The organism is Pinisolibacter sp. DMC100 (assembly GCF_056313705.1).
The window spans coordinates 92,675-111,080 of sequence record NZ_JBQUZT010000006.1 but is presented as its reverse complement, the minus strand read 5'-3'; the positions used below and the strand labels follow the sequence as shown (position 1 = coordinate 111,080).

Annotated in this window: 19 protein-coding genes; 4 read left to right on the top strand and 15 right to left on the bottom strand. The window is 69.0% G+C overall.

What is annotated here, in order from left to right:
• Nucleotides 1–10: 10 nt before the first annotated feature.
• From ACT541_RS17905 to dsrE2, 15 genes are all read right to left on the bottom strand, one after another.
• The gene (locus ACT541_RS17905) at nucleotides 11–445 is read right to left on the bottom strand and encodes a DsrE family protein (protein ID WP_476138464.1); all 435 of its coding nucleotides are present in this window, start codon (nucleotides 443–445) and stop codon (nucleotides 11–13) included.
• A 65-nt stretch (nucleotides 446–510) separates the two neighbouring features.
• Nucleotides 511–2,232: a thiosulfohydrolase SoxB gene (soxB, locus tag ACT541_RS17900; RefSeq protein ID WP_476138463.1), complete on the bottom strand. Its 1,722-nt coding sequence runs from the start codon at nucleotides 2,230–2,232 to the stop codon at nucleotides 511–513.
• 67 nt (nucleotides 2,233–2,299) lie between these two features.
• Complete coding sequence (gene soxX, locus ACT541_RS17895; protein WP_476138462.1) at nucleotides 2,300–2,950, bottom strand: sulfur oxidation c-type cytochrome SoxX; 651 nt, start codon at nucleotides 2,948–2,950, stop codon at nucleotides 2,300–2,302.
• Between the two features lie 10 nt (nucleotides 2,951–2,960).
• Nucleotides 2,961–3,776 carry a sulfur oxidation c-type cytochrome SoxA gene (gene soxA / locus ACT541_RS17890; protein ID WP_476138461.1) on the bottom strand — a complete coding sequence of 272 codons (816 nt, stop codon included), beginning with the start codon at nucleotides 3,774–3,776 and terminating at the stop codon, nucleotides 2,961–2,963.
• A 56-nt stretch (nucleotides 3,777–3,832) separates the two neighbouring features.
• Entirely contained in the window at nucleotides 3,833–4,144 is a 312-nt protein-coding gene (gene soxZ, locus ACT541_RS17885; protein ID WP_476138460.1) for a thiosulfate oxidation carrier complex protein SoxZ, read from the bottom strand.
• A gap of 21 nt (nucleotides 4,145–4,165) precedes the next feature.
• Complete coding sequence (gene soxY / locus ACT541_RS17880) at nucleotides 4,166–4,636, bottom strand: thiosulfate oxidation carrier protein SoxY (RefSeq protein ID WP_476138459.1); 471 nt, start codon at nucleotides 4,634–4,636, stop codon at nucleotides 4,166–4,168.
• 64 nt (nucleotides 4,637–4,700) lie between these two features.
• On the bottom strand, nucleotides 4,701–5,756 hold the full coding sequence (locus ACT541_RS17875) for a c-type cytochrome (protein ID WP_476138458.1): 1,056 nt from the start codon (nucleotides 5,754–5,756) through the stop codon (nucleotides 4,701–4,703).
• On the bottom strand, nucleotides 5,740–7,119 hold the full coding sequence (gene soxC / locus ACT541_RS17870) for a sulfite dehydrogenase (RefSeq protein WP_476138457.1): 1,380 nt from the start codon (nucleotides 7,117–7,119) through the stop codon (nucleotides 5,740–5,742). The genes ACT541_RS17875 and soxC overlap by 17 nt, the downstream gene beginning before the upstream one ends.
• Nucleotides 7,120–7,366: 247 nt before the next feature.
• The gene (locus tag ACT541_RS17865; protein ID WP_476138456.1) at nucleotides 7,367–7,981 is read right to left on the bottom strand and encodes a response regulator transcription factor; all 615 of its coding nucleotides are present in this window, start codon (nucleotides 7,979–7,981) and stop codon (nucleotides 7,367–7,369) included.
• Nucleotides 7,974–9,785, bottom strand: a complete 1,812-nt coding sequence (locus ACT541_RS17860) for a sensor histidine kinase (RefSeq protein WP_476138455.1) — start codon at nucleotides 9,783–9,785, stop codon at nucleotides 7,974–7,976. The genes ACT541_RS17865 and ACT541_RS17860 overlap by 8 nt, the downstream gene beginning before the upstream one ends.
• A 29-nt stretch (nucleotides 9,786–9,814) precedes the next feature.
• Nucleotides 9,815–10,477 (bottom strand): DsbA family protein, encoded by a 663-nt coding sequence (locus ACT541_RS17855; protein ID WP_476138454.1) that lies wholly within the window; start codon nucleotides 10,475–10,477, stop codon nucleotides 9,815–9,817.
• A gap of 118 nt (nucleotides 10,478–10,595) precedes the next feature.
• The gene (locus ACT541_RS17850; protein WP_476138453.1) at nucleotides 10,596–11,147 is read right to left on the bottom strand and encodes a ferritin family protein; all 552 of its coding nucleotides are present in this window, start codon (nucleotides 11,145–11,147) and stop codon (nucleotides 10,596–10,598) included.
• Between the two features lie 206 nt (nucleotides 11,148–11,353).
• On the bottom strand, nucleotides 11,354–12,610 hold the full coding sequence (locus tag ACT541_RS17845; RefSeq protein ID WP_476138452.1) for an OmpP1/FadL family transporter: 1,257 nt from the start codon (nucleotides 12,608–12,610) through the stop codon (nucleotides 11,354–11,356).
• Between the two features lie 154 nt (nucleotides 12,611–12,764).
• Nucleotides 12,765–12,992 carry a sulfurtransferase TusA family protein gene (locus ACT541_RS17840; protein WP_476138451.1) on the bottom strand — a complete coding sequence of 76 codons (228 nt, stop codon included), beginning with the start codon at nucleotides 12,990–12,992 and terminating at the stop codon, nucleotides 12,765–12,767.
• 51 nt (nucleotides 12,993–13,043) lie between these two features.
• Nucleotides 13,044–13,544 carry a sulfur carrier protein DsrE2 gene (gene dsrE2, locus ACT541_RS17835; RefSeq protein WP_476138450.1) on the bottom strand — a complete coding sequence of 167 codons (501 nt, stop codon included), beginning with the start codon at nucleotides 13,542–13,544 and terminating at the stop codon, nucleotides 13,044–13,046.
• A 222-nt stretch (nucleotides 13,545–13,766) separates the two neighbouring features.
• Here dsrE2 and ACT541_RS17830 point away from each other — a divergent pair, with 222 nt between their 5' ends.
• The 4 genes from ACT541_RS17830 (at nucleotide 13,767) to ACT541_RS17815 (ending at nucleotide 18,405) form a co-directional block, all read left to right on the top strand.
• A complete protein-coding gene (locus tag ACT541_RS17830) occupies nucleotides 13,767–14,846 on the top strand; it encodes an acetoin utilization protein AcuC (RefSeq protein WP_476138449.1) in 1,080 nt (359 codons plus the stop codon).
• A gap of 150 nt (nucleotides 14,847–14,996) precedes the next feature.
• Nucleotides 14,997–16,043, top strand: a complete 1,047-nt coding sequence (locus ACT541_RS17825) for a radical SAM protein (protein WP_476138448.1) — start codon at nucleotides 14,997–14,999, stop codon at nucleotides 16,041–16,043.
• A complete protein-coding gene (locus ACT541_RS17820; protein ID WP_476138501.1) occupies nucleotides 16,040–17,152 on the top strand; it encodes a geranylgeranyl reductase family protein in 1,113 nt (370 codons plus the stop codon). Before ACT541_RS17825 ends, ACT541_RS17820 begins: the two co-directional genes overlap by 4 nt.
• Nucleotides 17,149–18,405, top strand: coding sequence for a radical SAM protein (locus ACT541_RS17815; RefSeq protein ID WP_476138447.1), 1,257 nt, complete (start codon nucleotides 17,149–17,151; stop codon nucleotides 18,403–18,405). Before ACT541_RS17820 ends, ACT541_RS17815 begins: the two co-directional genes overlap by 4 nt.
• The last annotated feature ends 1 nt before the right edge of the window (nucleotide 18,406 follow it).

The window sequence follows — 18,406 nt, the reverse complement described above, 5'->3', positions numbered from 1 at the left end:
CTCGCCCGTGTCACGGCTTGATGTAGGCGTAGTGTTCGCGCGCCTGCAGTTCGGTGATGCGCACCACGCCCGAGGGCGTGAAGTCGGCATCCATGTTGAACTGCTCCTTCTTGAGATTGCGCCGCTTCATCGTGATCTCGCAGACCTCGAAGGTGACGCCCGCCGCCTTCAGCCCCGAGATCAGCGGCGCGTAGTCCGCCCCGCTCTTCGGGTCCTTGGCGCCCTCGAGCAGGAAGTCGACACCGTCGGCATGGGCGACGGCGACGATCTTGGTGTCGGGCGCGACGTCGAGATGGTTGCGGATGTTCCGGAGCCCCTTCAGCCCCTGAAGCCCGGCGTCGTCGAAGTGATAGACGACCTTGTCGCCGGCGAAGGCCGGCGTCGCCCCGAGGCAGAGCGCGAGCGCCAGCAGCACTCGCCGCAGCATGATCCACAGTCCGTTCATGGCCTTCCCTCCCCTCGTCGGTCCGCTCGCGGAGCGGCCGACGTTGTCGTTCTCGATCGGAGCGCTCACAGCGCGGCGCCGACGTTGCCATCCATGTTCTTCAGCGTCGGCAGATTGAGCTTCGGCGACGCGACGGTCTTCTTCGCCTTGAGGTGCCGGGCGACGAGATCCCAGATCGGTTCGCCGCCGGCATCGCGCGCGGCCTCCGACACCGGCGCCCAGCCCGCCACCCGGTAGGACTTCGAGGCGTCGACCGGCTTGTCGCCGATCCGCATGTCGCCGATGCGGTGGCCCATGGCGGCGGTCGGATCGCAGGACCAGCTCATGCCGCCGACGCGAACCATGTCGCCGCCCTGCTGGTAGTAGGGATCGGTGTTGAAGAGATTGTCGCAGACGTCCTCCAGCACCTCCTTGATCTGCGCACCGGTCATCGGCGTCAACGTCGTCGTCGGATAGGTGATGGCGGTCTGGTCGAGCACGTTCTCCATCGTGATCGCCTCGCCCGGCAGGATCGTCGTCCCCCAGCGGAAGCCGGGCGAGAAGGCGATCTCGGCGTCCTTCTCGGCGATCAGCGCATCGAGGATCAGCTGGTCGAACGAGCCGTTGAAGTTGCCGCGGCGATAGAGGAGCCCCTCGGAGACCGCCAGCTTCTCGGAGAGCTTGGCCTCGAAGGGCGCGCGGATCTTGCCGATCAACGCATCCATCTCGGTGTCGGCCTTCAGCAGATTGGCGAAGACCGGCAGCAGCCGATAGCGGAAGTCGGAGACCTTGCCGCCCTTCACGTCGAGATCGAGCACGCCGAGGAACTTGCCGTTCGATCCGGCATTGGTGACGAGCGTCTTGCCGCCGGGGTTCGCGACGATGGTCGGCTTGGGCATGCCGTCGTGGGTATGGCCGCCGAGGATCGCGTCGATGCCGCGGACCCGCGACGCCATCTTGAGGTCGACGTCCATGCCGTTGTGGGAGAGGACGATGACGACCTGCGCCCCCTGGGCGCGGGCGTCGTCGACCGTCTTCTGCATGTTCTCTTCCTGGATCCCGAAGGTCCATTCCGAGACCATGTATCGCGGATTGGCGATCGGCGTGTAGGGGAAGGCCTGGCCGACGACCGCCACCTTGACGCCGTTCACCGCGCGCATCGAGAAGGGGGCGAAGACCGGGTCGCCGAAGTCGGTGGTCTTGATGTTCTGCGCCACGATCTCGATGTGGCCGGCGAAGTCCTTCTCGGCGATCTCCTTCACCCGGTCCTGACCGTAGGTGCACTCCCAGTGCAGCGTCATCACGTCGACGCCGAGGAGCTTCGCCGCCTCGACCATGTCCTGACCCTTGGTCCACAGGGCCGTGCCCGACCCCTGCCAGGTGTCGCCGCCGTCGAGCAGCAGCGCGCCCGGACGGGTCGCGCGGATGCGCTTCACCAGCGTCGCGAGGTGCGAGAACCCGCCGACCCGGCCGTAGACCTGCGCCGCCTTCTCGAAGTCGAGATAGGTGAAGGCATGCGCCTCCGGCCCGCCGGCGGGGAGGCCGAAGTGGTCGAGAAAGGCCCTGCCCACCACGTGCGGCGCCTGCCCCTTCATCGCGCCGACGCCGAGGTTGACGTTGGGCTCGCGGAACCAGATCGGCTTCAGCTGGGCATGGCAGTCGGTGATGTGGAGGAGCGACACGTTGCCGAAGGCGGGCGCGTCGTAGAGGCGGTCGGCCGCGGCCTCGGCGCGGACGATCTCGGTCGGCAGGGCCATGCCGGAGGCGGACGCCAGGGCGAGCAGATGCAGGAATTCACGGCGGTTCATGGCGTCGCGCCTCGTCTCGTGTCGGAGCGGGAAGTGTGAGGGCCGATCCGGTCGATCGGCCCTCTCGTCACTTGTTGACCGGGGAGTTCGGATCGAGCAGCAGCGCCATCAGGTCCTTGACCTGCTGTTCGGCGAGGATGCCCATGTGGCCGGCGCGCGGCATGTTGGAACAGGCATTCGACGCCTTGGAGTTCCAGATCTTCGCCCAGGTGGAGCGCAGCGCCTCCTCCGAGGTGCCCTTGATCTTGCCGTAGCCCAGCAGGCTCGGGCCGATCGTGCCGTAGGAGATCTCGGTCTTGGAGATCTGGTGGCAGTTGTAGCAATTGCCGCCGTTGACCTGATCGGCCTTGTCGGTGGAGGTCAGGCCGCGGCCCGACTGGGCGATCTTCTCGCCCTCCTTGAAGTCGCCGAGGAACTTGCCGTCCGACGGCCACTTCACCGTGGCGAGGTTCGCCGCCTCGATCTCGGCGCGCTTCTTGGCCGATTCCTTGGCCTCGGCCACCTTCGGGTCGGAGCAGAAGGCCTGCGTCTCGTCCTGCTTCAGGCGATCGAGCTTGGCGATGCCCTTCTCGCGGAAACCGGACTTCAGCATCGCCTCGAAGGCCGCATCGTCGGCGCCCGGCCCCCACGATCCGCCGGCGAAGGCGGAGGAGGCGAGGAAGAGACCACCGGCCATCGCGGCGGCGGCGAGAGTGGCGGAAAGCGTGGTCTTCGTCATGTCCGCCTCCTCAACGCTTGATGCCGGGGGTGTCCATGGTCGCGCCGTTGGCGGTCGCGGCCATGAACATCGAGAGCGCCACCGTCACGTCCGATCCGTAGATCGGCTCGGGGAAACGCTGCTGGCGGAAACAGTCGGCGAGGCGCCACTGCATGCCCCACATCTGGCCCGCGCTGACCCGGTAGGCCGGCCACGAGGTCCAGCCGGAGGCGGCCCCCTTCTGCGACGGGATGTAGGGCAGTTCCTGCAGGCGGATGCGGGTGCCGTCCTGGCCGTGGCAGGTGGAACACGAGAAGTCGTGCGGACCGCCGGCGTAGTAGAACATCCGCCGGCCGAGCTCGACCATCGCCTTTTCCTTCGGGTGCGCGGTCGAGACGGCGACCTTGGTGCCCTTCGACATGCCCGAGACGTAGGTGGCGATGGCGTTGAGCGCGTCCTTCTCGGGGCTGCCCCAGCCGGCCGAGACGTATTTGGCGACGTCGATGCCCTGGATCGTCGCCATGCAGGTGAGGACGCGGCTCTCCGCGTCCTGCACCCTGTCGGTGTCCTTGAAGTACCGCGGCAGATGGGCATAGGCGTCCTTGACGACGCCCGGGCCCATGCCGAGATCACAGGTCTCGAGGGAGACGTTCTTCGGCCCCGCCGGCTTCTTCCAGAGCTCCTCGCCCTGAGCCTCGAAGAGCTCGGCCGGGTTGCCGTCCTTCAGCGCCTCGCGATAGGCCTCGATGCTCTCGATCGACTTGTCGCCCTCCGCCAGCGCCGCGCCGGCCCAAGGCCCGGCGACGGCGATCAGCGCGGCGAGCCCGACAGCATGCCGTCGTCTCATGGTTCTCCCCTCCCTCGTGGTCTTCTCGTTCTTCTTCCGGGACCGCGCGCGACCGATCAGGTCACGGAGGCCTCGTCGGTGCGGGTGTCGCCCTTGTTGTCGGTCCAGGTGACGGCGATCTTGTCGCCGGCCTTGCCGCCCTTGATCTTGAAGGCGAGGAACGGGTTCTTGGAGACCGAGGGTCCCCACTGCGCCGTCATCACCGGCTTGTCGTTCAGCTTGGCGGTGATCTCGGCGATGAACCATGCCGGGACGAGATTGCCCGAGGCGTCCTTGCGCAGGCCGGTCTCCATCTCGTGGCTCATCAGAACCTTGACTTCGGTGACGCCGTCCTTGGAGGCGGCGCGGATCTTCATCGGATTGCCCATGTCGTGTCCTCCGGTCTTCGATCAGCCGCCGCAGCCGCCGAGCGTGACCTTGATTTCCTTGGTCGCGGTGAAGTACTTGCCGTCCGCCTTGACGAGCACGACGACGTTCGACGTCTGGCCCATCTTGATGCGGGTGGTGACGTCGGGGACCATGTCCGGGCCGATGTCGAAGAGCGCCGCCAGCATGTTCGGGTTCTTCTCGACCAGCACCGAGATCTGCGTCGTGCCGGCGATCTTGGAGACCGCCTGGATCGGCACAACCGCGCCGTTCTCGGCGATGTCGGAGGCGAGGATCTGCACGTCGCCGCTCTCCTTGGCGTCGGCGACGCCCATCGCCTTGTAGGTGTCGGCGAGCGACTTGCCGTCGAAGGCCGCCTTCATCCACTCGGCCCGCGCCAAGTGGGGGGCGAGGGTCGTCCCCAGCGCCGTGGTCAGCCCGAGGGCCGCCGCGCGCGCGAGGAAGCCTCGCCGATCGATCGTCTGCCTGTTCATGTCGTCGTCTCCTCCGTCATTGCGCGCCGCCGGCGCGTCGCTGTGTCGAAGCGCGCCCCGCGCCTCACTTTTCCGGTGCCCCCGCGAGGATCCAGCCGAGGACCTCCTTCAGGTCGTCGTCCCTGATCTCCTCCTGGGGCGGCATGGCCATGTCGCCCCACACGCCTTCGCCGCCGGCGCGAACCTTGGCGAAGAGCTTCGTCGCCGCGTCGCCCGCGCCCTTGTACTTGCCGGCCACCTCGACGTAGCTCGGGCCGACCAGCTTGGCGTTCGGCGCGTGGCAGCCGAGGCAACCGTTCGAATCGGCGATGACGGCGCCTTTCGGCCGCACCGCCACGACCTCGGTCGAGGCCGCCGTCACCTGCCCGCGCACCGGGCCGAACGGGCGGTTCTGGTCGGCGAGATTGCCGTGCGAGGCGAGCGCGTGTTCGGGCAGCATCGAGCCGATCTCCGGCTCCTTCTTGCAGGCCTTCATGCAGGGCTCGGCCTTGACGTCGGGGGCGACCGGTTTGCCGGTGAAGGCCGCCGACGGCCACATGGCGTGATCCCAGGTCATGCCGTTGCGGTTCGGCATGATCTTCTGCACCTCGCGGATCGACCGGTCGTCGAGCACGAAGTCGCCCGGCACCACGTCGGAGAGGTTCAGCAGATAGGCGAGGACCGCATAGACCTCGTCGTCGGAGAGCGACTTCGGCGCGTTCCACGGCATGGCGCGGCGGATGTAGTCGAAGAGGGTGGAGACCGTCGCCACCTTCATCAGCGTCGTGCGCGCCGGGAAGTCGGTGCGCTTCAGCGCGGCGACGTGGCCGGTCTTCAGATCGTCCTTCTCGACGCCGCCGACCAGCGGCGAGAAGATCTTGTTGCTCTCGCCGAAGGTGCCGTGACAGACGGCGCACTTCGCCTCCCACACCTGCTCGCCCTTCTCGACGCTGCCCGAACCCTTGGGCAGGCCCTTGAAGTCGGGGCGCACGTCGATGTCCCACGCCTTGACCTCGGCCGGCGTGGCGGCCCGGCCGATGCCGGCGAAGTCGTCGGTGGCGCGCGCCGCGCCGGCGCCCAGGACGAGGCCGAAGGCGACGACGCCGGCGAGGAGCGAGCCGCGATCAGAGAACCTGAACATTGCTCACCTCGCCGTTCATCGCGACCTTCCAGGACTGGATGGCGTTGTTGTGATAGATCGAGCGGGTGCCGCGCACCGCCCGCAGCGCCCGGTAGCCGGGCTGGACATAGCCGGTCTCGTCCATGGCGCGGGACTGCAGGATCGCCGGGCGACCGTCCCAGTCCCAACCGACGTTGAACCGCGTCAGGCACTTCGACAGAACCGGGGTCTGCAGCTGCGCCTCGATCCAGTTGATGCCGCCGTCGAAGGAGACGTCGACGCGCTTGATCTTGCCGCGACCCGACCAGGCGAGGCCGGTGACGTTGTAATGGCCCTTGTCGAGCAGCGTCTGGCCGCCCGACGGCGAGGTGATCACCGACTTCGCCTCCTGGATCGAGGTGTACTGGCGGTGCTGGCCGTCCGGCATCAGGTCGATGTAGTGGACCGCCTCGTCCTTGGTGGCGTAGGGCATGTCGCCGAGCTCGATGCGGCGCAGCCACTTCACCCACGACACGCCCTGCACGCCCGGCACGATCAGCCGCAGCGGATAGCCGTTCTCGGGGCGCAGCATCTCGCCGTTCTGGCCGTAGGCGACGATGACCTCGCCCGACATGACCAGTTCGATCGGGATGGTGCGGGTCATCGACGAGCCGTCGGCACCTTCCGCCAGCACGAACTTGCCCTTGGTGAAGTCGGCGCCGCAGTCCTCGAGCAGGGTGCGCAGCGGCACGCCGGTGAACTCGGAACACGACAACATGCCGTGGGTGTACTGGACGGTCGGCACCGCCACGTTGCCCCATTCCATGCCGGTGTTGGCGCCGCATTCGATGAAGTGCATGCGCGACACCGACGGCATCCGCATCAGGTCGTCGAGCGTGTAGACCTTGGCCTTCTTGACCATCTCCGGCGACGAGCCGTCGATCATCAGCCGGTGGCGCGACGGGTCGATGTCGTGCCAGCCCTGGTGATGGCGCTCGAAGTGCAGACCCGACGGCGTGATGATGCCGAACATGCCCTGGAGCGGCATGAAGGAGACCGAAGAGCCCGCCACCTGGGTCAGACCCGGGCTCTGGCGCCGCTGCATCGCGGTCTCGTACTTCGACGGCAAACCATACGGCGTCGCCGCGACCGGCTGGCCGAGCGACGTCGACCACGGCGGCAACTTGAGGATGGCGTCCTCGCCGGCCGGCTTCTCCTGGGCGACCGCGGCACCGCCGGTCATGGCGGCGGCGGCGGCGAGGAACGAGCCGCGCAGGAAGCCACGACGGCCGGCCGAGACGGCGGCGATCTCGTCGGGCGCGAGGAAGTTCTCCGGCGCGCGGCGAAGGCGCGGGCGCTCCCGCTCGCTCGTCCAGTCGTCGATGTTACGCGTGCCCTTCGTCATCAGCCCCCTCGCGCATCGTCCCGGTCGCCCGGGAATGTCCATCGAGGGGTGAGCTGAGGCGTTCGCGGAAAGGGCGTTCCGCCCCTCCTCGTCCGGTCGTTTCCTGCCCCTCGCGTCCGCCCGATGCTTTGCCGGGCGGATCTTCGAATGGGTCCAGCCTAAGGGGATACGGGAAAGTTCCTATCGGGGTCGGTGCCGGGGGCGCCTGGGGGTTTCCACCCAGGTGCACTGCAAAACGAGCGGAAACTCAACCCGCCGCCGGCTCCTGAGCCCAGGCGATCAGCTGCGCCACCGAGCCGGCGCCGGCCTTGGTCATCAGATTGTGCCGGTGGTTCTCGACCGTCTTCACCGAGATGTCGAGGTCGAGGGCGATCGCCTTCGACGTCTTGCCGGCGACCACCAGCGCCAGCACCTCGCGCTCGCGATCGGTGAGGCAGCCGAGCCGCCGCTCGAGATCGCTCTTGCGCCGTCGCTCCTCGATCGCCTCACCGCTCGCCGCCAACGCCTCGCCGATGCGGTCGAGCAGGACCTGATCGTCGAACGGCTTTTCCAGAAAATCGAAGGCGCCGAGGCGCACGGCGCGCACCGCCTTGGGGATGTCGCCATGGCCCGAGACGAAGATGATGCCGCAGGGCGAGCCCCGCCGGATCAACTCGCCCTGGAGCTCGAGCCCCGAGATCCCCGGCAGCCGCACGTCGAGCACGACGCAGGACGGCCGGTCGTCGTCGAGCTTCGCCAGAAACTCCTTCGCCGAGGTCGAGACCTCGTGGGCGTAGCCGAGCGAGGACACCAGAAAGGCGACCGCGTCGCGCACGGCCGGATCGTCGTCGACGATGTGGATGATCGGCGTCGGGTCAGACACGTGTTTCCTCTTCGAGTTGCGGCAGGCGGAAACGGAAGACCGTCTCGCCCGGTCGGTCGAGATCGAGTTCGAGCCGCCCGCCGTGGGCTTCCACGATGGTGCGGCTGAGCGACAGGCCGAGGCCGAGCCCCTCGGGTTTGGTGGTGAAGAAGGCCTCGAACAGCAGATCGCGCGCCCCCGGCGCGACGCCCGGACCGTTGTCGGCGACGGCGAAGTCGACGGTGTGGGCGCCGTCCTCGGCGGTGAGGCGAATGCGCGGCTCGGGCCGATCGGCGACCGCCTCGAGCGCGTTCTGCAGCAGGTTCAAGAGCACCTCCTCGATCTGCAGCCGGTCGGCGCGGATGGTCGGCAGCCGCGCCGGCACGTCGGCCTCGATCTTCACCCCGCGCGCCGTCGCCGTCGATTCGAACAGCGCCTGCGCGTCGGCGACGATCGCCGCCGGATCGACCGGCACCTGCCGCGACGGGTTCTTGCGCACGAAGTCGCGCATCCGTCGGACGATCGATCCCGCCCGCTCGGCCTGCACGGCGATGCGGCGCACCCCCTCGCGCACGCCCTCCGGGTCGGTGCCGCCGTCGATCCGCCGTTCGCAGCCGCGCGCATAGGAGAGGATCGCCGCCAGCGGCTGGTTGATCTCGTGGGCGAGCGAACTCGCCATCTCGCCCATCAGCGACAGGCGGACGGTGTGTTCCATCCGCTCGCTCTCGAGCCGGGCGAGCTCGTGTGCCCGTTGCAGTTCCTGCGTCCGCTTGCGCAGCAGGTAGGAGACACGGCCGACATGGATCAGCCACCAGGCGATCGCCATGACGATCGCCGCCCCCCACCAGCGATGCTCGAAGGCGAAGTCGAGCATGCCGAGCCGCGAGAACGGCGTGTAGGGCCCGACCTTGAGGGCGCGATAGAGGTCCTGGACGCGCTGATAGTCGACCGGGTCGGTCCACACCACGTCGCCGGTCGTCGGCTGCATGGCAATGAGCGTCTTGGCGACGTCGCGCGCGAGCGGCGTCGGCGTCTGGGCGACCTTGACGAAGGGCCAGCCGGGATAGAGCCGGGTCGAGACCTGACAGCGCAACGTCCCCGACGCCCGCCGCCCGACGACGCGGAAGGCATCGGCGCGGACCTTGCCCTCCGCCACCAGCTTCTCGAGCAGGCACGAACGGACGACGCCGGCGTCCGCACGTCCCGTGCGGACCGCCTCCAGCACGCCCTCGACCGGAAAGCCGACGAACAAGAGGTTCGCATCCTTGAACGGATCGACGCCGCGCTCGAGGAACTCCGCCCAGGCGGCGCGGAAACCGAAGGCCTCCGAGCCGACCGCGGCGATGCGGTGGCCCTTGAGGTCGGAGAGCTGCTGCACCTCGCCGAGATCGGCCGGCACCACCACCGCCGCTCCGACCGATTCCGCCGCCGCCGTGCCGTCCATGTCCTGTTCGGTGGCGATCGCCGTCGCCGAATAACCGATCGCCAGTTCGAGGAAATGGCCGGGATTGGTGACGAGGAAGTCGAGCCGCTGCGCCGCCACCGCCGCCGTCAGGAAGGCGGCGCTGCCCGGCACCATCTCGAAGCGATACTGCGGCAGCGTCTGCGCCAGATGGCCGAAGGTCGTCTCCCAGGTGGTCTCCGCCTCCTCCGAACCGCGATAGGCGAGCACCCCGACGCGCACCACCCGCGGCTCCTCGGCCGCGCCCGAAGGCAGCGTCGACAGCGCGAAAAGGAGCACCCCGAGCAGGCCGAGAAGGCCACGCCGGACATATTCAAATCGGTTCATGTATTGAAATTGAACCGGCGCGGCGAATTTGTCCACGTGTCCCCCGCTCCGACTTTCGCGATCTCTCAGGCGCAGGCGATCCGGCCGCATCGCCGCATCGCGGCGGCGAAACGCTCGATCGTCGGCCGCCCAGGCCAGCCGACGAAGGCGACGTCGCCGATCACGAAGGTCGGGGTGATCTTCAGCCCGTACCGTCCGGCGAGCGCGCGCTGCGCCGCCACCTCGCCGTCGGCGGCGGCGATCTCCGCCTCGCCGACCGACACGCCGAGATCGCCCGCGATCGACCGCGCCTTCGCCCCGTCGACGAAGCCGCGCGCCTCGAGCAGCGCGACGTGCAACGCCCGCGCGGCGTCGCCCCCGTACCGTCGCAGCACCGCGATCTGGACGCGGGCGGCATCGACAGACCCCGGCGACAGGATCGGCAGATGCAGCGGCACCAGCGCCAGTCGGGAATCGGCCCGGGTCAGATCGTCGAGATCGCGAGCCGCGGCGCGACAGTAGCCGCAGTTGTAGTCGAAGGCCTCGACGATCACGACGTCGGCGTCGGCAGCGCCGAAGCGCTGCGTCGTCGCCACCCGCCGCAGCGCGTCTGCGTCCGGGAGGATCGTGTTCCGCATCGGCGAGCCGTCGTCGGAGACGAGCGGCAGCGACGCCGCATCGGCCCGCCCCGCCGCCAGCACTCCCGCCCACGCCGCGAGCCCCGCCGCGACCCTCCGTCGATCCGTCATCCGCCCTCCCGACCGTTGCCGCCCGGCGGCACCCTCGCGCGCGAGGATCGGCCGAACCGCGGTCGCGATCAACGGAAAGTGCGGAAGTACCAGCCTTCGAAGAGGCGCAATGCGCCCGTCACGGCGCGATGCCTCCGAAGCGCTGACCCGCGGTCCAACGCCGATAGGCGGGCAGATGACGGTCGCGCGAAGCGATCATCAGCCAGGTGAAGAGCTCGGTGACGACCGGCTGGTCGGCGACGGCGGGAAGAAGCCGGTCCTCGTAGAGCACCACGTTGTCGAGCTCGGCCTTGACGGCGATGTCGCAGGCGCAGGCGACGGAGGCCGGCACCAGCCGCGCGATCGCCGCCGAGCCGAGATGGCGATTCTCCGGCACGGCGACACCGCAGGCCCGCAGCACCGCCGCGATCTTGGCGGCGTGGCGCGTCTCGGCCCCGACCATGTGGGCGAAGGGCATCGCGGCGGGAAAGCGATCCAGCACCGCGGCACAGAAGGCGATCGAACGATGTTCGTCGTCGAGCGCCTCGAGCAGGGCGTCGCGGACGGCCGGTTCGAGCGGCCCGGCGAGCGCGTCGAGCCGCGGTTCGGCACAACCGCACCGGCCCGCCGTGCCGTGATCGTCGTGGCCGCAACCCTTGCCCGACCGCACGTCGCGAGAGGTCACGTACATCGCCCGCTCCCCCGAGAAAGACCCGCCGCCTCTCGGTCGGATCCTCGTCGGTAGGATAACGATTGAAGTTCGATGCGCAATATATGTTTTAGTGGAATGGCGCATCCGCGCGATTTGGACGCGGCCGCGGGCGCGATCGCCGACGAGAACGACGAAGCGGCGCGAGCTCTCGCCCGCGCCGCCGTTTTCCGTCGTCGAGACGGTGCTCAGTACTTGTAGCGGACGCCGAACGAGGCTTCCCACTGCGACATCGAGAGGGTGATCGTGTCGCCCGGCGCGCCGAACGGATCGGGACCGGTGACCGACGCCTTCGGCACGTAGGCGGCGGCGAGATCGATCGTCAGGTTCTTCGTCCAGTCGTAGGAGGCGCCGAGCGAGATGTGGTCGGTGACGACGCCGGGGGCGACGGTGTTGAAGAACACCTGATCGGAGCCGATCGGGCTGTTGTTGTGCGAATAGCCGGCGCGCAGGGTCAGGTCCTTCGTCGCCTTCCAGGCGGCGGCGACCGCGATCACGTCGACGTCCTTCCAGCCGAAGCCCGCGCCACCGGAGGCACCGAGCGGAACCGGCCCGCCGAGCGCCGCACCGGAATTGGCGATCGCCGGCACGCCCGAATAGAAGATGTGGCGATAGTCGACCATCACCGTCAGCGTCGGCAGGACGTCGTAGGCGATGCCGACCGTCACGTTGGCGGGAATGTCGAACGAGCCGCCGTCGGCATAGAGACCGGCATACTTGTCGAACTTGGTCGACCAGATCGGCGTCTGGCCGGAAGCGCCGATGCGGAACTCCTTGGTCAGGCTCCACAGGAAGCCGGCGCGCAGGCCGGCGCCCCAGGCGTAGTCGTCGCCGTTGTTGGTCAGGCTGCCGGGCTTGGACGTGAAGGCCGCCTGGTCGAAGAAGCCGAAGCCGGTCGCCCGGAACTTCTGCATCGCCACGACCGGCGCCACGCCGACCGAGAAGTCGCCCATCTTGCGGGCGTAGCCGACGGTCAGGAACATCTGCTCGAGGTTCACGCCGGTCTGGCCGGCGCCGAAGACGCTCGACTGATAGTTGGTGTTCATGCCGCCGTTGCCGAACAGCGCCACGCCCCAGGCCGACTGCGCGTCGATCGGCGACGACCACGCCATGTTCGGCATCAGGAAGATTTCCTGCGTGCTGGTGACCGTTCCGCGCGTCGTCGGGAAGGTGCCGGGGAAGGTGTTGGTCGACGTGAACTCGCGCCGCGGCGAGAACAGCGTGAAGGCCGCCTCGAACTGGCGGCCGACCGAGGTCAGGCCGGCCGGGTTGACCGAGAGCGTCATCGCGTCTTCCGGATGGGCGACGCCCGCGCCCGACTGGGCCTTCTGGATCGTGCCGTAACCGGTCTGGAAATAGCCTTCCGTGGCATTTGCCGCGGTGGCGAATCCGAAGGCGACCACTGCCGGCACGACCACCCGAGCCGCTCGACGCATCTTGCTCATGACTTTCCCCCAAGCCGTCCGCCCCTCGTCCGAGCCCCCCGGCCCGCGCACGGCCCGGCGGGCCGCTGAGGAAAGACGTTCCAGATTCGACACTGAACGCTACGATGAATCCCCGATGACACGCGGTATCCCGCGCCTCATCAGCAAAAATTTCTCACGATGCCCGGCGAATGACGAAGCGGAAAACGCCGCCGTCCTGGCCCTGCTCGGCGAGTTCGTTGCCGGTGGTGCGGCAGAAGGCGGCGAAGTCGGCGACCGAACCGGGGTCCGTCGCCAGCACTTCGAGCGTCCCGCCGACCGGCAGGTCCTTGAGCATCTTCTTGGTCTTGATGATCGGAAGGGGGCAGTTGAGGCCCTTCGCGTCGAGAACCTGATCGGCCATGACTTGTCTCCTCGGCTCGCCCGACGCCGCGCTCGCGGCCGCGTGGCGATGTCAGATGTAGAGGTTGATGTTCGATTTCAGGGCGTTTTCCATGTAGGACGCCGCGCCGCCGAGCGTGATGCCGTCGATCATGTCCTCGAGCTTGAACTCGAACAGATCCATCGTCATCTGGCAGGCGATCATCTTGACGTCGCACTCGATCGCCATGTCGCGCAGCTCTTCGATCGAGGCCACGCCCTTCTTGGCGATCATGTCCTTCATCATCTTGGTCGCGGCGGCGTCGACGCCGGGCAACGCACCGATGAGATTGGGCATCGAGAGATGCATGCCGCCCATCGGCATGACCATCGCGGGGTTGCCCAGCGTCGTCACCTGCAGGTCGAGCTTCTTCTTGAGAAGACCGAGACCGTAGAAGGTGAAGAACAACGTCACGTCGACCCCCATCGCCGCCGCGGTCGTCGCCAAGATGAAGGGCGGATAGGCCCAGTCCAGCGACCCCTTGGTGACGATGATGGTCATCGACTTGGTGGAATTGTCGTCGGTGGTGGTCATGGACGTCGATGCCCTTTCGACCGGAGCGAGGCCACGCGATACGATACCGCGACCCACTCATGAAAACATTCGTATTTTCGAATTTGAGTGCTATGCCTGTGCGGATCGAGCGGCAAGTCTGTGTTTCTGCGATGGAAATCTGCTTACCGCCCGGTCGGGGAAGACGGGATCGGCGCCATGACGGAAATTACGGCCGGTTTTCAGAATGATGCCCTCGTCGTGATGTCCGAAGTCTATCGGCGTGCGGCGTACGGACGCAACCACCCGCTCGCGATCCCGCGGGTCGAGACGGCGCTCGATCTCGCCGCCGATCTCGGCTGGCTCGCCGGCCGGAATCGCCCCTCGCCGGTCGCCGACGAGGAGCTTCTGTCCCGGTTCCACACCCCCGCATGGATCGCCGCGCTGCGCGAGGCCGACGCCACGGGGGTCGTGTCGGCCGCCGTTCGCAGCCGCCACGGCCTCGGCACGATGGAGAATCCGCTGTTTCCCGGCGTCTTCGAGCGCGCCGCCACCAGCGTCGGCGGCTCCTTCGAGGCGGCGCGCCTGGCGCTCGACGGCCGCATCGTCTTCCACCCGGCCGGCGGCACCCACCACGGCCGGCCCGACGGCGCCTCCGGCTTCTGCTACTTCAACGACCCGGTCTTCGCCGTGCTCGGCCTCCTCGACGCCGGCCTCGACCGCGTCGCCTATGTCGATCTCGACGCCCACCACGGCGACGGCGTCGAAAATGCCTTCGCCGCCGATGCCCGCGTCCACACCATCTCGATCCACGAGGCCGGCCGTTTCCCCGGCACCGGCGCGCTCGACGACCGCCGCGAGGGCCGCGCCCGCAACCTGCCCGTCCCGCGCGGGCTGGTCGACGACGAGTTGGCGCATCTGATCGACGAGGCGGTCGTGCCGATCCTCGAGCGCCTCGCACCGCAGGCCGTCGTCGTCACCTGCGGCGCCGATCCGCTCCTCGGCGATCCGCTCTCCGCCATGCGGCTCTCCAACCGCGCGCTGATCGCCGCGACGCTCGCCGTCGTCGCCCGCGCGCCCCGCGCCGTCGTGCTCGGGGGCGGTGGTTACAATCCGTGGACACTCGCTCGCCACTGGGCGGCACTCTGGGGCGCGCTCGCCGGCTTCCCCGCGCCCGACCGCCTGCCCGAGGTCTCGCGCCGCCGCCTCTCGGCCCTGGACTGCGACCTCGTCGAGGAGGAGGATCGCGATCCGGCCTGGTTCGAGACGCTGATCGATCACCCCTCGAACGGTCCGGTGCGCGACGAGATTCGGGCGATCGCCGCGGCGATTCGGACGCCGTGATGGAAAGCGTCTTTCCTACGTGCTGCGACGATCGAGACCTTACCGGAACGCGTTCCCCCCGATTGCGCCAGCCCCCGAAGCGTCGTTTTGTCTTCGGAAATATCAGCGAAGACGAATATGATCCGCCCTGCGGGTCGAGCGGAGGAAACGATGGGCTGGAGCGAGATCCTCGACGCGATCGAGCCGTTGGAGGATGCCCCCTTCGACGCGGCGCTGGTCGCCGCGATGGAGGCCCGTGCGGGCGCCCGTCCTCTCGGCGCGCTGCGCTTCGCCACGCCGACCTTCAAGGAATACGAGACGAGCGAGCTCTCCGGCTGTTCCAAGGCCTCCTTCCCGGCCTTCTCGATCACCGGCTCGGCCTGTGCGCTGAACTGCGAGCACTGCCGCACCGAGATCCTGAAGCCGATGATCCCGGCGCTGCGCCCCGAGGATCTCGACACCCGCGTGCGTGACCTGATCGCGCTGAAGGGCCTCTCCGGCTTCCTGCTGTCGGGCGGCTCCGACCGCCGCAACGAGATCCGCTACGAGCGTTTCCTGCCGGTGATCGAGGGACTGAAGCGCGACTTCCCGCGGCTCGAGATCGCCGTCCACTCCGCCCTTCTCGATGCGCCGCGCGCCCGCGCCCTGCAGGACGCCGGCGTCGACACCGTCATGCTCGACGTGATCGGCGCGGAAGAGACGATCCGCGACGTCTACCACCTCGACCGCCGGGTCGAGGACTTCGAGGAGACGCTCGCCCATCTCTGCGCGACCTCCATGGACGTCGTCCCCCACGTGGTGATCGGCCTGCACTTCGGCCGCATCCTCGGCGAGGCCCGCGCCCTCGACATCGTCGCCCGCCACCCGGTCCATTCGCTGGTCTTCGTGGTGATCATGCCGTTCCACGCCGCGCCCGGCACCTTCGAGACGCCGGATGCCGCCGAGGTCGGCCGCATCTTCCTCGAGGGCCGCGCCCGCATCGCCGATCGCGAGGTGCTGCTCGGCTGCGCCCGGCCGGCCGGCATGCACAAGCGCACCGTCGACGCCTATGCCGTGATGGCCGGCCTCGACGCCATCGCCTTCCCCGCCGACGGCGCGGTGGAACTCGCCACCCGCCTCGGCCGCCCGGTCGAACGCCAGACCGCCTGCTGCTCGATGCGCGAGAGCATCGACGGCGGTATCGAGAGGAAGGGGCGCTCCACCCCTTGCGCGGCATGAGAGAGCCCCTCGCCTGCGACGTCGCCGTCATCGGCCTCGGCCCCGCCGGGGCGTCCGCCGCCCGCGCCGCCGCCGCCCGCGGCGCCCGGGTGATCGGCATCGACCGCCGCACCCTGCCGGGCCTGCCGGTGCAGTGCGCCGAGTTCGTGCCGCGCTCGCTCGGCTCCGAAGTCGCCGGCCTCGGCCGTTTCGTCGTCCAGCCGATCGAGGCGATGGACACCTATGTCGAGGACGGCGCCGCCCGCCGCGATCCCCTGCCCGGCCATATCGTCGACCGCGCCCGCTTCGATGCCGGTCTGGTCGAGGCCGCCCGCGAGGCCGGCGCCACCTGCCTCTTCGACCGGTCGCTCGCCGCGATCGACGAAGCCGGCATCACCCTCGCCGACGGCACCCGCATCGCCGCGAAGGTGGTGATCGGCGCCGACGGCCCGCGCTCGCGCGTCGGCCGCACGATCGGCGCGATCAACACCGAACTCGCCCAGACCCGTCAGGTGACGGTGCCGCTCCGCGTGCCCCATGCGGCCACCGACATCTATCTCTCGACGGCGATCCCCGGCGGCTACGGCTGGCTCTTCCCCAAGGGCGACGTCGCCAATCTCGGCGTCGGCGTCGACGCCGCCGACCGCGACCGCCTGCCCGATCTGCTGGACGCCCTGCGCCGCCGCCTGATCGACGAGGGCCGCATCGGCGAGACGACGACCGCCCTCACCGGCGGGGCGATCCCGGCCGGCGGCCTCCTCGCGGTGACCGGACGGATCGGCGCCCTCCCCGTGCTGCTGGCCGGCGATGCCGGCGGCCTCGCCAATCCGGTGACCGGTGCCGGCATCGCCGCCGCCGTGATCTCCGGCCGCATGGCGGGCGAGGCGGCGAGCGCCCTCGCCGCGGGCGAGACCGCCGCCGCCGCCGACTATGCCGAGGAAATCGCCGATCTCTTCGGCGCCGCCCTTTCCCGCGCCGCCCACCGGCGCGCCGAAATCCTCGCCGCCTGCCGTGCGGCCACCGCCGGACCCGACGATCTCGCCCGGTCCTGGATCGCCTTCGACGCCTATTGGGAGCCGCTCGCCGACGAGGCGACCGCGTCCCCGCCCGCCAAGGGAGTTGCCGCATGAGCTGCCTCGAAACCCCGGCCCGCCCGCGCGCCACCGCCCCCGGCGAGAGCGACGTCAACGCCTTCGAGGCGATGACGCCGCGCGCGCCCGCCGCCGTCCCCGCCGATGCGAGGAACGGCGCCCGCGTCAGGCAAGCCGGCGCCGCCCCCGCCGGCGTCTACATGCCCAACGCCAACATCCAGACCCCGGACATGCGCTCGCCCGACTACGTCCAGGTCTCGACCGCGGCGGCGATCTCGCTCGGCCTGATGGGCGGGCGGATGCATCGCTGCAGCTGCACCCATTGCCTCAACCTGCTCTTGACCTACCCCGAAGGCTGCCGCGCCAACTGCGCCTATTGCGGCCTCGCCCGCCACCGCGAGGCGGAACGCGACTACGCCGACCGCAACTTCATCCGCGTCGACTGGCCGGCGGTGCCGATGGTCGAGGTGGTCGATCGGGTGAAGGCGCAGGGGGCGAAGACCAGCTTCCACCGCATGTGCATCTCGATGATCACCCATCCGAATTCGGATGCCGACACGCTCGCGGTGCTGAAGACCTGGACCGACCGGATCGATCCGGCCGACATCCCGGTCTCGATCCTGTCGAACCCGACCTCGATGGACCGCACCGACGTGGCGCGCCTCAAGGACCTCGGCGCCGAGATGTTCACCGTCGCCTTCGACGCCGCGACGCCCGAGATCTTCGAGCGCACCCGCGGCAAGTCGGTCGACGGACCGCATCGCTGGGAGCGCTACTGGGACGTGCTCGGCCACGCCGCCGAGATCTTCGGCCCCGAGAAGATCGGCGTCCACCTGATCGCCGGCATGGGCGAGACCGAGGCCGAAATGCTGGCCATGGTGCAGAAGGTGAAGGACTTCGGCGGCCATTCCCACATGTTCGCCTTCTTCCCCGAACAGGGCTCGCTGATGGACCACCTGCCGGCGACGCCGCGCGACCAGTGGCGCCGCGTCCAGCTCGGCCGCTATCTGATCGACTACGCCGGCGTCCGCCTCGACCACATGCGTTTTGACGACCACGGCCGGGTGATCGACTTCGGTCTGCCAAGGGCGGACGTCGAGGCGGTGATCGAGGCCGGCACCGCCTTCCGCACCTCGGGTTGCCCCGGCAAGGGACCGGAGGACGTCTCGGCCTGCGACCGCCCCTACGGCGACGGCCCGCCCTCGAACATCGCCTCCTACCCGTTCCCGCCCAACAAGCGCGATCGGGCGAAGATCCGCCGCCAGCTCGGCCTCGCCAAGGTGGAGGCGTGAC